This is a genomic window from Litchfieldia stipae (assembly GCF_014837155.1).
GTDB lineage: Bacteria > Bacillota > Bacilli > Bacillales > Bacillaceae_L > Litchfieldia.
Genome location: NZ_JACYHA010000008.1, coordinates 12,497 through 32,450, shown reverse-complemented (window position 1 = coordinate 32,450; position 19,954 = coordinate 12,497). Strand labels below are relative to the sequence as shown.

The window sequence follows — 19,954 nt, the reverse complement described above, 5'->3', positions numbered from 1 at the left end:
GCGACGGAGAATCTAGGGTTGATTAATCGCTGGTCTGCGACTCAGGTGTATATTTCAAAAGGATTTATTTATCCGTTCATTCATAGCTTTGAATCATCCATTGATCAACCACCTGAGAATTATCTTGAGGTGGAAGCAAAGGATAGATTGTACGCTTATGATTATTCTGAGATCCCAGAGGAAAAGAAGGTTCATGTGATTTCAATCATGCTTGAAGCATATAATGACTTCACTAAGTTTGAGCAGGTTGAGTTTAGTGAAGATGTCTATGGCTATTTTCATCAGTTGAAGAATGAAGGTTATTCAGGTGAATTGGTCACTAATATCTTTGCGGGTGGTACGGTAGATACTGAACGGAGCTTTTTGACAGGCTATACAAAGTTAGATAACTTCAGGTCAAACGTGAATTCCTATGTCCATTATTTTGACGAGCAAGGGTATACAGTGGAAGGAAGTCACCCGAGTTATGAGTGGTTTTATAATAGGAAGAATATTAATGAGTATCTCGGGTTTGATGAGTACTATTTCTTTGAAAATCGATATTCAGAACTGACAGATGGTACAATTGCTAAGGATGAGATATTATTTCCTGAAATGATAAAGTTATTTGAGGACAACAAGAATACAGGAAGGTCTTATTTTAGCTTTAATGTTACTTACCAAAACCATGGGCCATATTCTAGTGAGCGTTTGACTGATGTGGAGTATGTGAAAAATAAGGGGTATACGGAGGAAGAATTCAATATATTAAACAATTATTTTGCAGGTATTTATGATACGAATCAGCAGCTTTACAAGTTTGTAGACCATTTTAGAGAAGAAGAGGAACCCGTTGTTATCATTCTTTTTGGGGACCATAATCCTTGGTTAGGGGATAATAATAGTGTCTATGAAACAGTAGGGATTCAATTGGATTTAAGTACAGAAGAAGGCTTTTATAACTACTATAATACGCCTTATGTGATATGGGGAAATGAACAGGCAAAGGAAATCTTACAGAATGACCTACAAGGTGAGGGTCCTACGATCGGTCCGAATTTTTTAATGAATGAATTTTTTGATTTAGCAGGATATCATGGGAATGAATTTATGAAGGCCTCAAATGATTTAAGAGATTCAATTGATGTTGTGCATTCAAAGAATCGATATAAAGAATCAGATGAGTTAACTTCAGAATTGTCACCAGAAGCGCAACAGAAATTAGCTGATTTTTTGCAGATACAATATTACTGGAAGAAGAACTTCAGGTGACAAGCAGAAATGAAGTAAGTTGGTAAATATGAGATAGCTAAGGGAGTAAATATGAATAATTATAAATTGAACATTCAATATGACGGTGGAAGGTACAAAGGATGGCAGCGGCAAGGAACTGGTGATCAATCGATTCAAGGGAAAATAGAAAATGTCCTAACAGAGCTAGTAGGAGAAAAGGTTGAAATCATTGGCTGTAGTAGAACTGATGCAGGTGTACATGCATTCGATCAAATAGCTAATTTCAAAACGAGTAAGACATTCACTGAAGTTGAGGTTATGAACTATTTAAATCATTATTTACCTAACGATATTTGTATAGTTGATGTTAGGCTTGTGCCAGATCGTTTTCATGCACGTTATAATGCTAAGGATAAAACGTATTTATATAAGATTTGGAATAAAGGATATAGTCATCCTTTTATGAGAAAGTATAGTATGCACATTGTTGAGGAATTAAATCTTGATAAAATGAGATCAGCAAGCAACTATTTTATTGGAAAACATGATTTTACTAGTTACTCCAATGCGAAATCGAAGAAAAAATCAATGGTGCGAGAAATATATTCAATTGAAATCGATCAAGAGGATGGATTTATTAACATACGAGTACGTGGTGATGGGTTCCTCTATAATATGGTAAGAAAGATTGTTGGGACGTTAATTGAAGTTGGACTTGGAGAGATGAATCCTGATCGAATTCCAAGTGTTATCGAGTCAAAAGAGCGCGTTCAAACAGGGAGAATGGCCGATGCAGAAGGACTTTATTTGGAAAAAGTAGAGTTTTAAAAAAGTTCGACAGGTGCAAATCACTTGTCGAACTTTTCTTTATGTGGAAGGAATAGAGATAATAAAGGTTGTCCCTTTGCCTTTTTCGCTTTCTACATCGATTGTACCTCTCACTTTATTGATGCTGCTGTAAACCATCAGCATCCCTAGACCCGTGCCTTCTTCTTTTGTTGAGAAGTACGGTTTTCCTAAACGTGTAATTTCTTCTTTTGTCATACCTACACCAGTGTCGCTGATTTTTATGATGATATGTTGTTTCTGTTCTCCAATATCGATGGATAAAGTTCCGCCGTGATGCTCCTTCATCGCTTCAATTCCATTTTTATAAAGGTTAATTAAGCACTGCTGTATTTGGTTTCTGTCATATGTTGTATTTAATGAATTCTTGAAATTAAAGGTAACATCCACTTGGTACATGGTCGCATAAGGAATAATCAAGTTCTTTGTATATTCAGTTTCTGTTAAGAAATTAGAGTACACCATGTTTTCAGATTGTGGTTTAGCAAAAGAAAGATAATCACTTACAATTTGTTCAGCTCGCTTTAATTCCTGGAGTGATAACTCAACATATCTCTTCTCTTCAGGAGAAATGGTTGTTGACTTATTTAATAATTGTAGGAATCCGCTAGTGACTGTAAGTGGATTCCTTATTTCGTGAGAGACACTTGCAGATAATTCACTGACCACATTTAAACGTTCTGATTGTAAGAATCGTTCCCGGTTTTTATAATTGGCAATGATTTGTTCAATTAATAGCATGATAATAAAAATCATTACTACATGAGTTATTAATGCATGTAATGCTAAATACCAAAATTCACTCGTCAATGTTTTGAAATATGTACTAAGTAAGACTATGTATGTAATCATATTAATAAGTGTGACACTGACTGCACAGATAATCCGTTTTTTAGAGTTATATTTATGAAATTTCTTTGTTAACAATGGAACCAACAGAAAAACAGCTGTGGAAGTAACGAAGGAATTAAATGTTCCTTCACCTCCTATATAAAATCGATACAAGTTTAAGACGATATATAGAGGAAATACTCCTTTATACCCCCCGTATAGAGCTACGATGATAAAGGGGATGTATCGTAGGTCAAACTGAAATCCAAGGTTCATTTTAATTGGTGTTGCAAGGCATAAGACCATGGCCACAGCAGAAAGAATAATGAGCAAAGCTTTATTATACGAATGCGAGCGATTTTCGAAAAATATAAGAAATATTAATACTGGAATCAGTAAAAATAAGAAATTCAATAGTAATGTCTCAAACACAAAGGTAACTTCCTTCCAGGCTGCTATAATCAGTTCAATACTCCTTTATTTTAGCAGATATAAATAACAACGTTAAACAAAGTTTTCATTATTAATAACGATCTTATACCGAAATAAAGTTAAAATGGAAATTAAATTCTATATTAGTTATAGTGAAGGCAGGTGATTGTAATAAACATGCTTGTGTATTGAGAGTTGAAGGAGGTAAAAAGCATGAAGAAAGTAGTTGTTGTAGGTGGAGGGATTACTGGTTTATCCACACTATATTATTTACAACAATTAAAAAAGAAAGAGAATCTAGATATAGAATTAGTGCTTGTCGAAAAAAATGAATATTTGGGTGGAAAAATACATTCTGTGAAACAGCACGATTTCATTATGGAAACAGGGGCTGACTCCATCGTTGTTAGGCATGAAAGTGTCCTACCATTAATAAAGGATTTAGAGATTGAGGATCAAGTTACATATAATGCTACTGGGATTTCTTATATCTATACAGACCATGAGCTTCACCCGATTCCAAAAGATACAGTGTTTGGGATTCCAACAAGTAAAGAGTCTTTGTTTAGCAGCACATTGATCTCTGAAGAAGGCAAATTAGATGCATTAAAGGATTTCAGTACAGAAAACACACATTTTACCAAAGAAAGCTCAGTGGGTGAATTTCTTGAATACTTCTTAGGGAAAGAATTAGTGGAAAAGCAAATTAGCCCTGTATTATCTGGGGTATATTCTGGGAAATTAAGTGAACTAACTCTTGCATCAACGTTACCTTACCTATTAGATTATAAAAATCAATATGGGAGCATTATTGAAGGATTATCTCAGAATAAGGAGAAATTCCAAGCTGTGTCGGAGAAAAAATTTGTCTCTTTCCATGACGGATTATCCACTGTTATTAACGCACTTGAATCTAAGTTATCTGATGCTTCTATCCTAAAAGGGATTGAAACGAAAAACATTATCCAGACGAATAATTCGTACGAATTGTCTTTGTCAAATGGTGTAACGATGCAAGCTGATTACATTGTTTTAGCAACTCCTCATCAAGTAGCACAGGAACTATTAAAGACAGGGAAGTTAGAGCAAGATTTCAAAAAGCTAAGTAACTCGTCATTAATTAGTATTTATCTTGGATTCGATCTTCCTGATGAACAGCTGCCTGCTGATGGGACAGGGTTTATTGTCTCAGGGAACGGTGATGTTCTTTGTAATGCAAGTACATGGACAAGTAGAAAGTGGGCTCATACCTCAAAAAACCGAAACTTACTGGTTCGTCTATTCTATAAAAGTACAAATCCAGTCTATCCTAAACTCATGGAAATGGATGAAGAAGGACTGGTGAATGTTGCTTTAAGTGATATTGAAAAGAGTATTGGAATCCAAGCGAAGCCTTCTGCTGTTGAAGTGACTAACTGGAATCAATTAATGCCCAATTATAGCTTGAATCACAGTCAGGCCATTGAATCACTTAATCAGAAGATATCTGTCGCTTATCCAAATATCATACTTGCTGGCTGCTCCTATTATGGAGTTGGTATTGGGGCTTGTATTCAAAATGGAAAGGAAACCGCAAAAGAAATTGTTGATCGACTGAGTCAACGTTAAATCGTTTTGGAGCGATCTTCTGAATGCATAAGTGCAGCTAGATTTGAAAATACTGAGTTTGTACAATATGAAGGAGGTTCCATTATGTCACGTGGAAAAAGCTTTGAACGTAAGAAAAAAGGTCATCCAGGTGTTCTACCAAAAGGCAGTGAAATGAAAGAGTCAAAACATGTTCCTGAGGAAGAAGAGTACTTAGTGACAAAAGAAGCGTTTAAGAATCGTACGGAATAATGAATGTATAGGAGTTATGTATTTTTTTATTGTCTACTGACAATAAAAAAATACATAACTCCTTTTTGGTTCAGTCACGATTCATAGCATCGAATTCTGCAATCTTTGTAGACTTTTGTCTAATTATCAGAATAAAATAACAATTCGTTGATATTTTAACCATATTTTGCTAAAATGTGAATGAATCAAGGACAAGGGGGAGAGGTATGTGAAGATGAAGAATTATAAAAAGCTGTTTGTAAGCGTTTTATTTAGTGGGTTAGTGCTTGCAGGGTGTGGGGGAAATGAAAGTACTGGTAGTGAAGCTGGGGATGGCTTATCTACAAACATTGTGACAATTGCAACTGGAGGTTCCTCAGGTCCATATAATATTATCGGCACAACTCTTGCGAATGAGTATTCAGAAGTGTACGGAGTAAATTCAAAACCTCAAGCAACTGGAGCATCTGTTGAAAATATTAACTTGATCAAAGAAGGTAAAGCGGAAATGGCTTTCGTGATGAGTGATGTGTTGACTGAAGCTGTGAACGGGGAAGGAAGCTTTAGTGAGTCTGTCACTCAAGTTCAACAAGTGGCAACTCTATATCCGAACTTCGTCCAAATCATTACGACTGCTGATTCAGATATTAATACAATCGAAGATTTAGTAGGAAAGAGAGTAGCGGTAGGTGACCAAAACTCTGGAGTAGAAGTAAATGCACGTAATCTTCTAAATGGACACGGAATTACATATGATGATATACAAGTAGATTACTTAGGCTACGCAGAAGCAGCAGATGGATTAAAATCAGGAACAATTGATGCTGCATTCTTAACAAGTGGTCTCCCAAATGCATCAGTGCTAGAGTTGTCTAAGACATTGGATATAAAAATGGTCACAGTTGATCCAAACAATATTGCTGAAATTGCCAAAGCTCAAGCTTACTTTGTCGCAATCGATATTCCAGCAGGAACATATGGCAACGAAGAGCCGGTTCCAACAGCTGCAATCATGAATGCACTTGTGGTAAAAAGCGATTTAAGTGAAGATGATGTCTATAAATTAACAAAGACATTTTTTGAGAGTTTAGAGAAATTAGGGAATTCTCATCAAGCTGCTACTGAGGTTTCATTAGAAGCTGCTCAGCAAGGAATGGTTGCACCAGTTCATCCAGGAGCAAAGAAATATTACGATGAACAATAAAGGCTTTATCATCATGGGAGGCACTATGTTAATAGTGCTTCTTATACTCCTATTTGTTAATGTCTCCAAATTAAAAGTTTCATATAATGATCGTTATTTTTATTTAGACAATGATACATTCGAAATTGGCTGGATTCATTCAGTTGAAAAGGAGCCATGGTATGAAACATATGAAATGAGGAACGATTCTCTTTTTTTAAATGAAACTCGCTTTAAAACTTTTGGAGCTGGCACCCCCTCTGATGGAACGATTATTCCCTCAAATGATGGATTTGTGCATATGTTGATCAATCAAAAAATGGAGGACATTCATCTATTTGTTTCAAACAACGTCAAAACAACCTTATATACAGAAAAATCAACAATACCGTTGTATGAATTGGTGGATGATTATGAAACAGTAACCATTGAAGTGAAAAAAATTCCGTTATGGGAGTTATTAAGAGGTGATGGGAAATGGTAGGAAAGGATAAAGATATCGTTACAGAAGATCAAAAACAAAAGATTTTAGAAAAATATGATAATGAATCAAAGGTTAGACGAATTAGTAATAAGAGAATTGTCATCATTATCTCTGCATTTGCAATAGTTTACTCACTATTTCATTTATACATCACATTTAACCCAATCCCAACATTACAACAAAGAGCCATTCACGTCGCTGCTGGACTAAGTTTGATTTTTTTACTTTATCCAACAACTAAAAATCAAGATCGTAGCAGGATTGCATGGTTTGACTGGATACTATTCCTTTTATCATTAGGAACCGCAGGATATATTATAGTAGAGTACACCGCCATTATGACTACTCGTGGTGGTATTCCTAACACAGTAGATATCGTCTTAGCGATTGTGACCGTTCTTCTTGTATTAGAAGCAGCTAGACGGGTTACTGGGATTATTTTGCCTATTCTTGCGCTTATTTTCTTGGCGTATCCATTTATAAGCCACATGAGCTGGATTCCTAGGAAGCTTATGACACGACCATATGATCTAGGTGATATTTTTGGGCAATTATATCTTAAAACAGAAGGCTTATATTCAACTGCGATTGGAGCCTCAGTGAACTTTATTTTTCTGTTTATTTTATTTGGCGCCTTTTTAGCAAAATCAGGGATGGGGCAATTTTTTAATAATCTAGCTCTTGCTCTTGCAGGACATAAACAAGGTGGACCAGCAAAAGTAGCGGTCATCTCAAGTGGATTTATGGGAAGTATTAATGGTGCTGCTGTTGCCAATGTAGTAGGAACCGGTGCTTTTACTATTCCGTTAATGAAAAGGATTGGTTACTCAAAGAATTTCGCTGGTGCAGTCGAAGCAAGTGCATCGGTTGGAGGGCAAATTTTGCCTCCGATTATGGGAGCGAGTGCCTTCATCATGGCTGAAGCAACGGGAGTATCTTATGGAACGATTGCCTTAGCTGCACTCATTCCAGCTCTTTTATATTTTTTAGCGGTTATCATGCAGGTGCACTATAGAGCTGGAAAAGAGAATCTAAAAGGCATTCCCAAAGCGGACCTTCCAAGATTAAAGTTCATAATGAAAGAACAAGGGCATTTGTTGCTTCCAATCGTCTTTCTAATCATCTTGTTATATCAGAACATTCCAATTGGTCATGCGGCATTCTACACCATTGTCTCAACAGTGGTTGTTGCAGCATTTAGAAAGAATACAAGGATGTCTATAAAGGATATCCTAGAGGCTTTAGATAGCGGAGCAAGACAGTCCTTATCAGTTATGGTCGCTTGCGCAGTTGTAGGGATTATTATAGGGGTCGTCAGTTTAACAGGTTTTGGGAATGTGATGACTTCATCGATTGCAAGCTTAGGTGCAGGATCTCTGTTCTTTACCTTATTCTTTACCATGATTGCTTCGATGATTCTTGGTATGGGGTTGCCTTCCATTCCAGCATATATCATTACAGCTACAATGGCTGCACCGGCATTAGCAGAGTTTGGAATCCCAATTCTTGTTGCTCATATGTTTGTGTTTTACTTCGGAATTTTTGCGAATGTTACACCACCTGTTGCTCTTGCAGCCTTTGCGGGTGCTGGAATCTCTGGTGGTGATCCAATGAGAACTGGTTTCGCTTCTTTAAGATTGTCAGCAGCCGGAATCCTGATTCCATATTTATTTGTCTATAATCCTGCTATGCTAATGATTGATGTAACGGACGCTGCGATTAATACAAAAGTATTTCCGATGGCACCAATTTTTGATATTCTATTAATCACAGTAACAGCAGTGATTGGAATTGTTGCTTTAAGTGCAGCCATTGAAGGATATTTTAAAACAAAATTAAATGTATGGTTTAGACTGATTCTAGGTGTGGGGGCACTTATGATGATCGTCCCTGAAACAATAACAGATATAGTTGGAGTCTTAGTAGTTGCAAGTATTCTAGCAATGAATATGTTTGGAAATGATAAACCAAGAGATATAAATAGTGGAGCATAGAAGTGAAAACCGATCATTTATTGGAGGATATTTGGTCGGTTTATTTTCTTAATTAAAACGTTTATTTTTTTTTGTTGACAAACAAAGTAAATGAAATTAAAATGAAAAATGTAAGAGAAACCGTTTGCAAAGACCTGAACAGAGAATTTAATTAGTAGAGTCATTTTAACGAAGGATTTTAATTAAATGATATGTAAAGGTTTTCACCAAAGGTTCATTTTTTTGGCTAAATGATTAAACGTTATACCAACAATTTTTATCTTATAGAATTATAGAAGGTATAATATGGTAGCAATTAGTCTTATTTGGTTATACCTGGTGATTAAACGTTTTATCAATTCTTATGGTTTCGGTTTCATATGCTAGATTGGTAGTCTCTTTATCAAAATAGCATTAAATAAAAAATATTAAATAAAAGGTGGGCTATTCAATGAAAAAAGGGTTAAGTTTATTCGTAATTGCAATGTTAATCTTAGTTTTAGCCGCATGTGGTAAACCAGGTGGTTCAACAGATAATACTGCACCAGAGCAAAATACTGGTGAAGAAAAGACAGAAAGTCAAGCAGAAGCTACTGAACTTGAGCCAGAAGAAGGCGCTGAACTAATCGTTTGGGGTAATGCTGATCAAGAAGCAGAGTGGACACAATATGTTGCTGAGAAATTTACAGAAGAGTATGGCATTCCTGTAACGTTTGAAGAAGTTGGACACACAGATGCACCTGGTAAGCTTCAAACTGACGGACCTGCTGGTCTAGGTGGAGATATATTTACAGGAGCACATGACCATGTTGGAAATATGGATGCTGCTGGATTAATCTACGAAAACTATTACGCTGAAGAATTGCAAGAGCGTTTCATGGATGGAGCAGTTACTGGTGTATCTGCTAATTCTGAAGGTGAGTACAAAATGTTTGGATATCCTTTAGCGATTGAAACAGTTGCACTTTATTATAATCAAGATTTATTAGATGAAATGGGCTTTGAGCCAGCTGAAACAATGGAAGAATTAATTCAACAATCAAAAGAATTTATGGAAAAGAATAAAGGTTCATATGGATTTATGATTGAGCCAGGTAACTACTATTTAGTTCACGGATTCCTTGGTGGATACGGTGGTTACATCTTCGGTGATAACAACACAAATCCACAAGATATCGGGTTAAATAATGAAGGCGGACTTAAAGCTGCTGAGTTAATGGTACAACTACGCGAAGAAATTCTACCACTTAAAAAAGAAGACATTACTGGTGATGTAATCAGTTCACATTTCAATGAAGGAAAACTTCTATATTATGTATCAGGTCCTTGGGCTGTAAAAGGACATCAAGAAGCTGGTGTAAACTTTGGTGTGAAATTAATGCCTACATTAGAAAATGGAGAAATTCCACAAACTTTCTCAGGTGTTAAAGCGCTATTTGTAAACGCTTATAGTGAGTATCCAAAAGCTGCTACATTATTTGCTAAGTTCTCTACAAGTGATGAAATGTTATTAAAGCGCTATGAAATGACAGGTCAATTACCACCGTCTAACGCATTACTAGACAATGAAACAATCAAAGCAGATGAACTTAATCTTGCATTCTTAGAGCAAGCACAACATTCAGTTTCTATGCCTAATATCCCTGCAATGCAACATGTATGGGCTGGAATGGAAGTAGCATTTACTGCTATCTGGAATGGTGAATCAGATCCAAAAGAAGCTCTTGATAAAGGGGTTCAACAAATTAAAGACGCAATAGCAACACAAACGAAATAATCAAGATTCGTGGGCTAATACCTTCATAGGTATTAGCTCACCACTTTAAAGAGGAGTGAGAAACATGAGTGCATTACCAAGTGAAAAAAATATTGATTCACAAAATACTAAACAAAAAAAAATGCAGGGATCTCCCAATCAATTATCTTCTAAAAAAACATTCTTCACAAAACCTAAAATCGCTGCCTTATTATCCTTATTATTTATGGGTCTTGGTCAGATTTATAACAAACAAATTGTCAAAGGCTTGTCTTTCCTAGCTTTAGAACTTTATCTTCTAATTTTCTGGACAGTACCTTTCCAATGGGCAATGTGGGGACTTACAACTCTTGGAGAAACAACCCAAACGCGTAATGGATTTGAGATCGTACAAGGTGACCACTCAATATTCTTGATGATTGAAGGGATCTTATTCTTAATTTCATTTATTTTATTCCTATGGTTCTACTATATTAATGTTCGTGATGCATATAAGGTCGCAAAGAATAAAGAAGAAAAAGGAATTAAGCCTAATAACGCAAAAGAAATGTTTAAAAACATTTGGGAAAATGGATTTCCTTATATTCTATTAACACCATCTGTCCTTTTTACATCTTTCTTAACGATTTTGCCATTATTATTTGGTATTTTAATTGCTTTTACAAACTATTCTGCACCAAATCACTTGCCACCTAAGCATTTAGTTGACTGGGTTGGATTTGATACTTTTATCCAATTATTCCAAATGAAAACGTGGAGCACAACGTTCTATGGAGTATTCACATGGACAGTTGTCTGGGCAGTTTTAGCAACAATTACAACATTCTTTTTAGGATTAATCTTTGCTGTACTTATTAATCAAAAAGGAATTAAGCTGAAGAAGTTTTGGAGAAGTATTTTTATTTTACCTTGGGCGATTCCACAGTTTGTATCGATCCTAATCTTCCGTAATATCTTTAACGGTCAATTTGGTCCTATTAATAAGTACTTAATGGACTTAGGGATTATCGAATCTGCAATCCCGTGGTTATCTGATCCAACTTTAGCGAAGCTAACACTTGTTGTAGTAAATATGTGGTTTGGATTTCCTTTCTGGATGGTCCTTATGAGTGGAGTTATGACAAGTATTGATAAAGAAGTGTATGAAGCTGCCGAAGTAGATGGTGCCTCTTCTGTTCAAAAGTTCTGGAAGATTACACTACCATTAATTATGTTCTCAACTGCACCACTTGCAATCATGTCATTAGCTAATAATTTCAATAACTTTAACATTATTTACTTAATGACTGAAGGTGGTCCTGTAAATATGGATTACACATATGCTGGTTCAACAGATATTCTGATCAGTTGGATTTACAAATTAACTCTTGATAATAGTCAATTTGCTGTTGCATCTGTTGTATCGATATTAATATTCATAGTTATTGCAACCTTCTCCATCTATAACTTTAGAAAAACGAGAGCCTTTAAAGAGGAGGATATGATGTCATGATCGGTTTATCCTTGAAAAATAAAATCAATCACATAATTATCTATACGATCCTAATTATTACGACAATTTTTGTACTTTATCCTGTTGTGTGGATCATCACTGGTTCAATGAACCCTGGGGACTCGTTGTTCTCAACAAAATTAATCCCTGATTCATTGTCATTTAAACATTATGTCTATTTGTTCCAAGAAACAAACTATCTTACGTGGTATAAAAATACCTTGAAAATTGCATTTTGGAATATGATTTTCTCAACATTTTTAGTTGTGACAGCCGCTTATGCATTTTCAAGATTCCGCTTCCCAGGTAGAAAACAAGGGTTAATGGCGATGCTTGTCTTACAGATGTTCCCAGGGTTTATGGGGATGATTGCAATCTATATCCTATTACTACAATTGAATTTACTAGATAACCATTGGGGACTTATTCTAGTCTATGCGGGTGGATCGATTCCATTTAATGCATGGTTAGTAAAAGGGTACTTCGATGGAATGCCAAGAAGCCTAGAGGAAGCAGCAAAAATTGATGGTGCGAGTCATTTGACGATTTTCGCAAGAATTATGATGCCACTATCAAAACCAATTCTAGTATTTATTGCAGTAACAAACTTCATCGGACCATGGATGGACTTTATCTTTGCAAGACTTGTCCTTCGTTCAGGTGAGAAGAAAACATTAGCTATCGGATTATTTGAAATGGTAACTGGCCGTGGAAATAGTGAATTTACAACATTCGCAGCAGGAGCCGTATTAGTAGCTGTTCCAATCACAATTCTTTTCTTCATCTTCCAGGATCAACTAGTTGATGGATTAAAGGCTGGAGCCAATAAAGGATAAAAGAATAAGTCATGTGAGAAAGAGAGAGCAAAAACCTCTCTTTTTCTTCAATCGGATTTTTGTTTAGGAGGAAGTCTAATGCAAGATACAAGCTTTGCAATACATCCAGGAAATAAAAAGTCTATAGATGGGGTTCCATATCATGATATCGGAGACTTGAAGCACTTTACACAAATCAACAATACTTATTCGTTTGTTTGTGAACAAGGGTATGTCAATATTGTCTTTTATCGAGATGAAATTGCTCGAATTGTAATGAATCCATTTTCAGCACCGACGATGGAAAGTAGCTTTGCACTCGTAACTGAGCCAGAAGAAATCGATGTCGTGGTGATAGAATCAGAACAAGCAGTAACACTAAATTCTTCAAAGCTATCAATCAAGATTTCGCGTAGCCCTTTCCGTCTTGCGGTTTATGATGAAAACAACCGTCTTCTAGTAGAAGAAACAGCACGTGGGATGGGGTATAACGAGAAAAAAGAAGTGATTTGCTATAAAGATATGAAAAAGGACGATCATTTCTACGGCTTTGGAGAAAAAACAAGCTTTTTAGATAAGCGCGGCGAAAAAATGACAATGTGGAATAGTGATGTGTATGCACCACATAATCCAGAAATTGACGCATTATATGAGTCCATTCCGTTCTTTATCACTGTGAGAGGCGGTAAAGCACATGGTATTTTCTTTGATAATACATTTAAATCTGTATTTGATATGAAGACAGAAACAGATGTATACTCATTTTCAGCCGAAGGTGGAGAACTAGATTACTATGTGATGGCCGGACCTACTCCGAAAGATGTATTAACACAATATACGACATTAACAGGTAGAATGCAGATTCCACCAAAATGGGCATTAGGTTATCATCAATCTAGATATAGCTATGAAACGGAAGCAGAGGTACGTGAACTAGTTCAACATTTCCTAGATAAAGAGATTCCAGTGGATGCAATCTATTTAGATATTCATTATATGGATGGTTACCGAGTATTTACATTTGATCGTGATCGTTTCCCTAATCCAGAGAAATTAATGAAGGATTTAAAGGAAGCTGGTATTCATGTTGTCCCAATTGTCGATCCAGGCGTGAAAGAGGATCCAGAATATCCGATTTATCAAGAAGGAATCAATGAGGATCGATTCTGTAAATATATCGATGGCAAAATCTATCATGGCGATGTTTGGCCAGGGAACAGTGCGTTTCCTGATTTTATGAATAGTGAAGTAAGAGAATGGTGGGGCCAAAAGCATAAGTTTTATACGGATTTAGGGATTGAAGGAATCTGGAATGATATGAATGAGCCAGCCGTCTTTAATGAAACGAAAACAATGGATGTTAAGGTGATGCATAACCAGGATGGAACGTTAAAAACACATCGTGAAATGCACAATGTTTATGGATTCTATATGGGAGAAGCAACCTATAATGGAATGAAAAATCTTTTGAATGGCAATCGCCCATTTTTATTAACAAGGGCTGGTTATGCAGGGATACAGCGCTATGGCGCGGTATGGACTGGTGATAACAGAAGCTTCTGGGAGCACTTGCAGATGGCGATACCAATGTGTATGAACCTTGGAATCTCCGGAGTCCCTTTAACTGGTCCAGATGTAGGCGGATTTGCACATGATACAACTGGTGAATTACTTGCTCGTTGGACACAATTTGGCACATTCACTCCTTACTTCAGAAACCATAGTGCGATTAACACTGTTCGTCAAGAGCCATGGTCCTTTGGTGAAGAGATTGAATCGACTGTGAAAAAGTATATTCAGCTTCGATATGTTTGGTTACCACATCTCTATACTTTGTTTAATGAAGCAAGTAAAACAGGTGTGCCAGTGATGCGTCCATTATTAATGGAGTATCCAGATGATCAGCATACAGTTAATTTATCAGATCAATTCCTGATTGGAAGTAATGTCATTGTTGCTCCAATTACAGCACCTTCAACCTTCCATCGAGTTGTCTATCTTCCAGAAGGCAACTGGATCAATTACTGGACAAGTGAAAGAATAGCAGGAAGTCAGCACATCCTAGTTGAAGCTGATATCAATACACTGCCAATCTTCGTTAAAGAAGGATCAATTCTAGCACATGGTTCAGTAAAACAATCAACTGAAAAGGCGGAAGAGAATCTACAAATACATGTCTACCCTTCTTCATCAGGTCAAGCAAGTTATGTCTTATATGAGGATGATGGAAAAACATTCTCATATGAACAGGGTGAATACTTAGAGAAGAGTATCCGCTGCGAATTTAACGAGGATCGACTTGAATTTGAGGTTAAGAATCAAGGGAACTATCAACCAGAATGGAAAGAGTGGACTCTAGTTATTCATGACGTAGAGAAAGATAAGCAAATCTTCATTAATGGTGAATTAGCAACCTCAGAATACCTAGTGGACACTGAAGAACGTACTTTAATTATTAAGCTAGATTTATAGAAACAAAAAAATTAGCGGAATCTAACGTAAGATTTCGCTCATTTTTATAATCATAGCCCTATAGAGGGAGGGAATTACAATGAAAAAATGGATACAAGGGTTAGTTTTAGCAAGTGTCCTCCTAACAGGTTGTTCAAATTCAACAACAACAGAATATGAACGCCTAAGTTCCGAGCCACATGGTGTCTATTATGAAATATTTGTAAGGGCTTTTGCCGACAGTGATGGTGATGGAATTGGAGATATCAACGGAATTATCGACAAATTAGATTACTTAGAAGATCTCGGGATTGAAGGAATCTGGTTAATGCCAATCAATCCTTCACCAAGCTATCATGGATATGATGTCACTGATTACCTCGGAGTAGATGAAGAGTACGGTACGATTGATGACATGAAGCGTTTAGTAGAAGAGGCAAACAAAAAAGGCATCAAGATTGTCATGGATTTTGTCATAAATCATTCTTCTAAGGACCATCCTTGGTTTCAAAAGGCATTAACTGGGGATGAAGAATATCGAGATTACTATGTTTGGGCAGATGAAGAGACAAATACAAATCAAACAGGTGATTGGGCTCAAACCGTATGGTATGGGAGTGGAAATAACATCTATGAAGGTGTTTTCTGGGATGGGATGCCAGATTTGAATTTTGATTCACCAAAGCTACGTCAGGAAATCATTGATGCAGGAACGTTTTGGTTAAAAGAAATTGGTGTGGATGGTTTCCGCTTAGATGCTGCAAAGTACTTATATAGCAGTTATCAATACAGTGATCATCATGATCGAAATGTCGCTTTTTGGAAAGAGTTCAAAAGCGAAATGGAAGCGATTAATCCAGACGTGATGATGGTCGGTGAGGTTTGGGATAGTGCTTCGGTCGTTGGTCCATATTTAGAAGGACTTCATTCGGGATTCAACTTTGACTTATCAGAAAAAATACTAAGCACTGTCAAACAAGAAAGTGATGCTGGAATTGTATCGAATTTAACTAGAACCATAGGCTTTTTTGAGCAAGTGAATAAGGATTATATTGATTCTACGTTTATAACAAATCATGATATGAACCGAGTGATGACTGAGGTGCAAGGTGATCATAATAAAGCGAAAATGGCTGCTTCTCTTTTACTAACTTTACCTGGTAATCCATATATTTATTATGGAGAAGAGACAGGGCTAGAAGGATCTAAACCTGATGAATATATTAGAGAGCCATTTATTTGGAATTCTGGAGAAGCTGCAAAAGAACAAACGTCATGGATTACATCTAAGCATAATCAAGATAAAGAAGTGAAATCTTTAGAAGCACAACTAGATGATGAGAACTCCATGTATACTCATTATAGAGATTTAATTAACGCTAGACGAGGGAATTTAGCATTAATTGAGGGAGCATTGAAGTCAACATCATATCGTGAAAATGGACTAGTGACCTTTAAGCGTCAAACGGACAAGGAAGAAGTTCTCGTTCTTCACAATGTTTCGAAGAAAGCTATTACGATTGCATTAGATGATGCAGATAAAGAATTTAATCAAGTTTATTTTGCTTCTTTTGATCAATCAAAAGTAACTGAATCAATCGACTTACCACCATATTCAACACTGATTCTATTAAAAAAATAACTGTAAAAAAGAGTAGGTAATCTTATAGCTTCTTCACTTTACATGATAAAATGGAGTAAGAGAATTTTCTATAATAGACAGATTTAAGTGAGAGGATTGGCTGAAGATGGAGAGACCTACGATCAAAGATATAGCGAGGATGGCCAATGTTTCAATTGGAACAGTGTCAAATGTGATTAATGGAAAAGGGCGTTATTCTGAAGAGACACGTAAAAAAATTGAGAAAATCATCAAAGAGTCCAATTATATGCCAAATGTAGCTGCAAGAAGCTTGAAGGATAAAATGAATCCATTAATCGCTTTAGTTGTCCCTTTTGCACCTAGAGGTGAGATTGCGATGAATCCGTTCTTCTCGCAATTAATTGCAGGTGTTGAGAGCGGTGCAAGAGATCGAAGGTTCCATGTTATCGTCACAGGTGTAAAGGATGAGCCAGATCTATCCTTCTTATTAGAAAAACAAATTACCGGATTAATTGTATTTGGTGCTAACGATAACCCGGATTTATTAGAAGATATTAGGAGATTGCATCTACCAACTGTCTACATGGATAGTTATTTATCTGACCCGGATTTGTATCAGGTCGGGTTAAATGATGAAATGGGAGGATATTTGGGGACAAAGTACTTAATTAGCCAGGGGCACCGATCGATTATGGTTATTTCAGGACAGGTTGGTGAATCTGTTAATTATAATTCTATTGGACATTATCGATTAGCAGGTTATCGCAAAGCGTTAGAGGAAGCAGGGATAGAATATAATCCTGATTTCATTATCCCAAATAATTTCTCATTAGAGGAAGGATATCATTCTGCGCAGCAAATTATGCAATATCGAGGTCAAGTCACGGCAGTATTTGCTTTTTCAGATTTGGCAGCCATGGGGTTGATCAAAGGTTTTTATGATTTAAATATTTCAGTCCCTGATGATTTTTCTGTGATGGGCTTTGATGACCTCTACTTTTCAGAATATGTCACACCTGGCTTGACTACTGTGCGTCAAGATATTTATGGTAGAGGACAAGCGGCGGTAAAGCTAGTCATAGATCAAATTGAAAACAATGGGCATCCTCAAAATCGAAATATCATTCTACCAGTGAGCTTAAAAGTGAGACAAAGCACTGCGGTTGTAACTAATCAAAGCACGAGCACTAATTTGAATTGAGAATTAGTTGCTCGTGTTGATTGATAAAACGTTTAATCATACTTACTAATTTCCTAATCTGAAAGGAGTCTTTTCAATGTTAAAAGAAGCTATTTATCACAGACCAAAAAATAATTATGCCTATGCATATGACAAGGAAACACTTCATATTCGTCTTCGTACGAAAAAAGGTGATCTTACGAAGGTGTATCTGATTTCTGGAGATCCCTATCAATGGACGAAGGAAGGCTGGGTTAATTCAACGAAACCAATGACATTAGAAGGATCAGATGAGTTATTTGATTATTGGTTTGTAGAAGTAAAGCCAGAGTTTCGTAGATTACGATATGGGTTTGAATTATATGATGGAAATGAGTCAATCGTTTATGGAGAACGAGGCTTTATAGAGAAAGACCCTAAAAATTCTAGCTTCTACTTTTGCTTCCCATTCTTAAATGAAGCAGATGTTTTTAAATCGCCTGAGTGGGTAAAGGATACAGTGTGGTATCAGATTTTCCCTGAGAGATTTGCTAATGGGAATTCAGAATTAGACCCTGAAGGTACATTGCCATGGGGAAGTGAGGATCCAAAGCCAGATAGCTTCTTTGGTGGAGATTTTGAAGGAATCATCAATCATATTGACTATCTTGTTGAGCTTGGGATTACAGGTATTTATTTCACACCGATCTTTAAAGCGCCTTCAAATCATAAATATGATACGATAAATTATTTGGAAATTGATCCACAATTCGGGGATAAAGAGACATTTAAGAAATTAGTAGACCTTTGTCATGAAAAGGGAATTCGTGTGATGTTGGATGCTGTGTTTAATCATAGTGGTTTCTACTTTGATGCGTTTCAGGATGTTCTGGAAAATCAGGAGGAATCCAAATACAAGGATTGGTTCCATTTAAGAGAGTATCCAGTCGTAGGCTTACCAGAACCAAATTATGATACGTTTGCCTTTACACATATGATGCCGAAATTGAATACTGAGAATCCAGAGGTCAAGGAGTATCTTCTGAATGTTGGACGCTACTGGATTGAAGAGTTCGATATTGATGGTTGGAGACTAGATGTAGCGAACGAAGTGGATCATCAATTTTGGCGAGAATTTAGAACTGCGGTTAAATCTGTGAAGTCTGATGTATATATTCTTGGTGAAATTTGGCATGACTCAATGCCATGGCTTCAAGGTGATCAATTTGATGCGGTCATGAATTATCCATTCACAGAAGCAACTTTAGGTTATATTGCTAAGGATGAGATTCATGCAGAACAATTTTCTCAGGCACTAACGCAAGTATTAACCTCATACCCTAAAGGTGTAAATGAAGCAGCATTTAACCTGCTAGGAAGTCATGACACAGCAAGAGTATTAACAATTAGTAAAGACAGCAAGGAAAAGCTAAGACTCTTATTTTTATTCCAACTTTCCTTTATTGGTTCACCTTGTATTTATTATGGAGATGAAGTGGGGATAAATGGGGAGAATGATCCTGGTTGTCGTAAGTGTATGGTGTGGGATGAAGCGGACCAAGATAAGGACTTGTTACAGTTTGTGAAGAAAGTGATCTCATTACGAAAAGAGTATCCTGCATTTGGTAATCATGGGGAATTTAAAATGCTAGAAACGAATCGTGAGACAAATCATATTATCTATTCTAAGCGGTCTAAGGATGAAGAGATTTTCATTGCAATAAATAACTCAGCTGAAGATATCACTGTGAATATTCCATATGACTTCACTGGGAAAAATCCAGTGGACTTATGGAACGATACACAGCTTAAGGAAAATTCAAATCTTGAATTAGCTCCATATGGTTTTTCCATTATTCAAGTGAAATTGTAAATAGTAGGATAGGCACATGAGTGAAT

15 protein-coding genes are annotated in these 19,954 nt (G+C 36.3%); 14 read left to right on the top strand and 1 reads right to left on the bottom strand.

Features of this window, described 5'->3' with window-relative positions; genetic code table 11:
• Window positions 1–18 precede the first annotated feature (18 nt).
• Window positions 19–1,251 (top strand): LTA synthase family protein, encoded by a 1,233-nt coding sequence (locus F7888_RS11195; RefSeq protein WP_191779491.1) that lies wholly within the window; start codon window positions 19–21, stop codon window positions 1,249–1,251.
• A 51-nt stretch (window positions 1,252–1,302) separates the two neighbouring features.
• Window positions 1,303–2,040, top strand: coding sequence for a tRNA pseudouridine(38-40) synthase TruA (truA, locus tag F7888_RS11190; RefSeq protein ID WP_191779489.1), 738 nt, complete (start codon window positions 1,303–1,305; stop codon window positions 2,038–2,040).
• Between the two features lie 39 nt (window positions 2,041–2,079).
• Here the strand turns inward: truA and F7888_RS11185 are convergent, their stop codons facing one another.
• Entirely contained in the window at window positions 2,080–3,321 is a 1,242-nt protein-coding gene (locus tag F7888_RS11185) for an ATP-binding protein (RefSeq protein ID WP_191779487.1), read from the bottom strand.
• A 213-nt stretch (window positions 3,322–3,534) separates the two neighbouring features.
• Between F7888_RS11185 and F7888_RS11180 the strand changes: the two genes are divergently transcribed.
• From F7888_RS11180 to F7888_RS11125, 12 genes are all read left to right on the top strand, one after another.
• Window positions 3,535–4,929 carry a protoporphyrinogen oxidase gene (locus F7888_RS11180; RefSeq protein ID WP_191779485.1) on the top strand — a complete coding sequence of 465 codons (1,395 nt, stop codon included), beginning with the start codon at window positions 3,535–3,537 and terminating at the stop codon, window positions 4,927–4,929.
• Window positions 4,930–5,013: 84 nt separating this feature from the next.
• On the top strand, window positions 5,014–5,160 hold the full coding sequence (locus tag F7888_RS11175; protein ID WP_191779483.1) for a hypothetical protein: 147 nt from the start codon (window positions 5,014–5,016) through the stop codon (window positions 5,158–5,160).
• Window positions 5,161–5,374: 214 nt separating this feature from the next.
• On the top strand, window positions 5,375–6,343 hold the full coding sequence (locus F7888_RS11170) for a TAXI family TRAP transporter solute-binding subunit (protein ID WP_191779718.1): 969 nt from the start codon (window positions 5,375–5,377) through the stop codon (window positions 6,341–6,343).
• 25 nt (window positions 6,344–6,368) lie between these two features.
• Window positions 6,369–6,806, top strand: coding sequence for a DUF1850 domain-containing protein (locus tag F7888_RS11165; protein WP_225228749.1), 438 nt, complete (start codon window positions 6,369–6,371; stop codon window positions 6,804–6,806).
• The gene (locus F7888_RS11160) at window positions 6,800–8,800 is read left to right on the top strand and encodes a TRAP transporter permease (protein ID WP_191779480.1); all 2,001 of its coding nucleotides are present in this window, start codon (window positions 6,800–6,802) and stop codon (window positions 8,798–8,800) included. Before F7888_RS11165 ends, F7888_RS11160 begins: the two co-directional genes overlap by 7 nt.
• A gap of 430 nt (window positions 8,801–9,230) precedes the next feature.
• Window positions 9,231–10,556, top strand: coding sequence for a sugar ABC transporter substrate-binding protein (locus tag F7888_RS11155; RefSeq protein WP_191779477.1), 1,326 nt, complete (start codon window positions 9,231–9,233; stop codon window positions 10,554–10,556).
• 64 nt (window positions 10,557–10,620) lie between these two features.
• Entirely contained in the window at window positions 10,621–12,027 is a 1,407-nt protein-coding gene (locus F7888_RS11150) for a sugar ABC transporter permease (RefSeq protein ID WP_412095996.1), read from the top strand.
• Window positions 12,024–12,863: a sugar ABC transporter permease gene (locus tag F7888_RS11145; protein ID WP_191779475.1), complete on the top strand. Its 840-nt coding sequence runs from the start codon at window positions 12,024–12,026 to the stop codon at window positions 12,861–12,863. The genes F7888_RS11150 and F7888_RS11145 overlap by 4 nt, the downstream gene beginning before the upstream one ends.
• Window positions 12,864–12,941: 78 nt before the next feature.
• On the top strand, window positions 12,942–15,314 hold the full coding sequence (locus F7888_RS11140) for a glycoside hydrolase family 31 protein (protein WP_191779473.1): 2,373 nt from the start codon (window positions 12,942–12,944) through the stop codon (window positions 15,312–15,314).
• Between the two features lie 79 nt (window positions 15,315–15,393).
• The gene (locus tag F7888_RS11135; RefSeq protein ID WP_191779472.1) at window positions 15,394–16,935 is read left to right on the top strand and encodes an alpha-amylase family glycosyl hydrolase; all 1,542 of its coding nucleotides are present in this window, start codon (window positions 15,394–15,396) and stop codon (window positions 16,933–16,935) included.
• Window positions 16,936–17,041: 106 nt separating this feature from the next.
• Window positions 17,042–18,097 (top strand): LacI family DNA-binding transcriptional regulator, encoded by a 1,056-nt coding sequence (locus tag F7888_RS11130; RefSeq protein ID WP_191779470.1) that lies wholly within the window; start codon window positions 17,042–17,044, stop codon window positions 18,095–18,097.
• Window positions 18,098–18,173: 76 nt separating this feature from the next.
• Complete coding sequence (locus F7888_RS11125; protein ID WP_191779467.1) at window positions 18,174–19,928, top strand: alpha-glycosidase; 1,755 nt, start codon at window positions 18,174–18,176, stop codon at window positions 19,926–19,928.
• The last annotated feature ends 26 nt before the right edge of the window (window positions 19,929–19,954 follow it).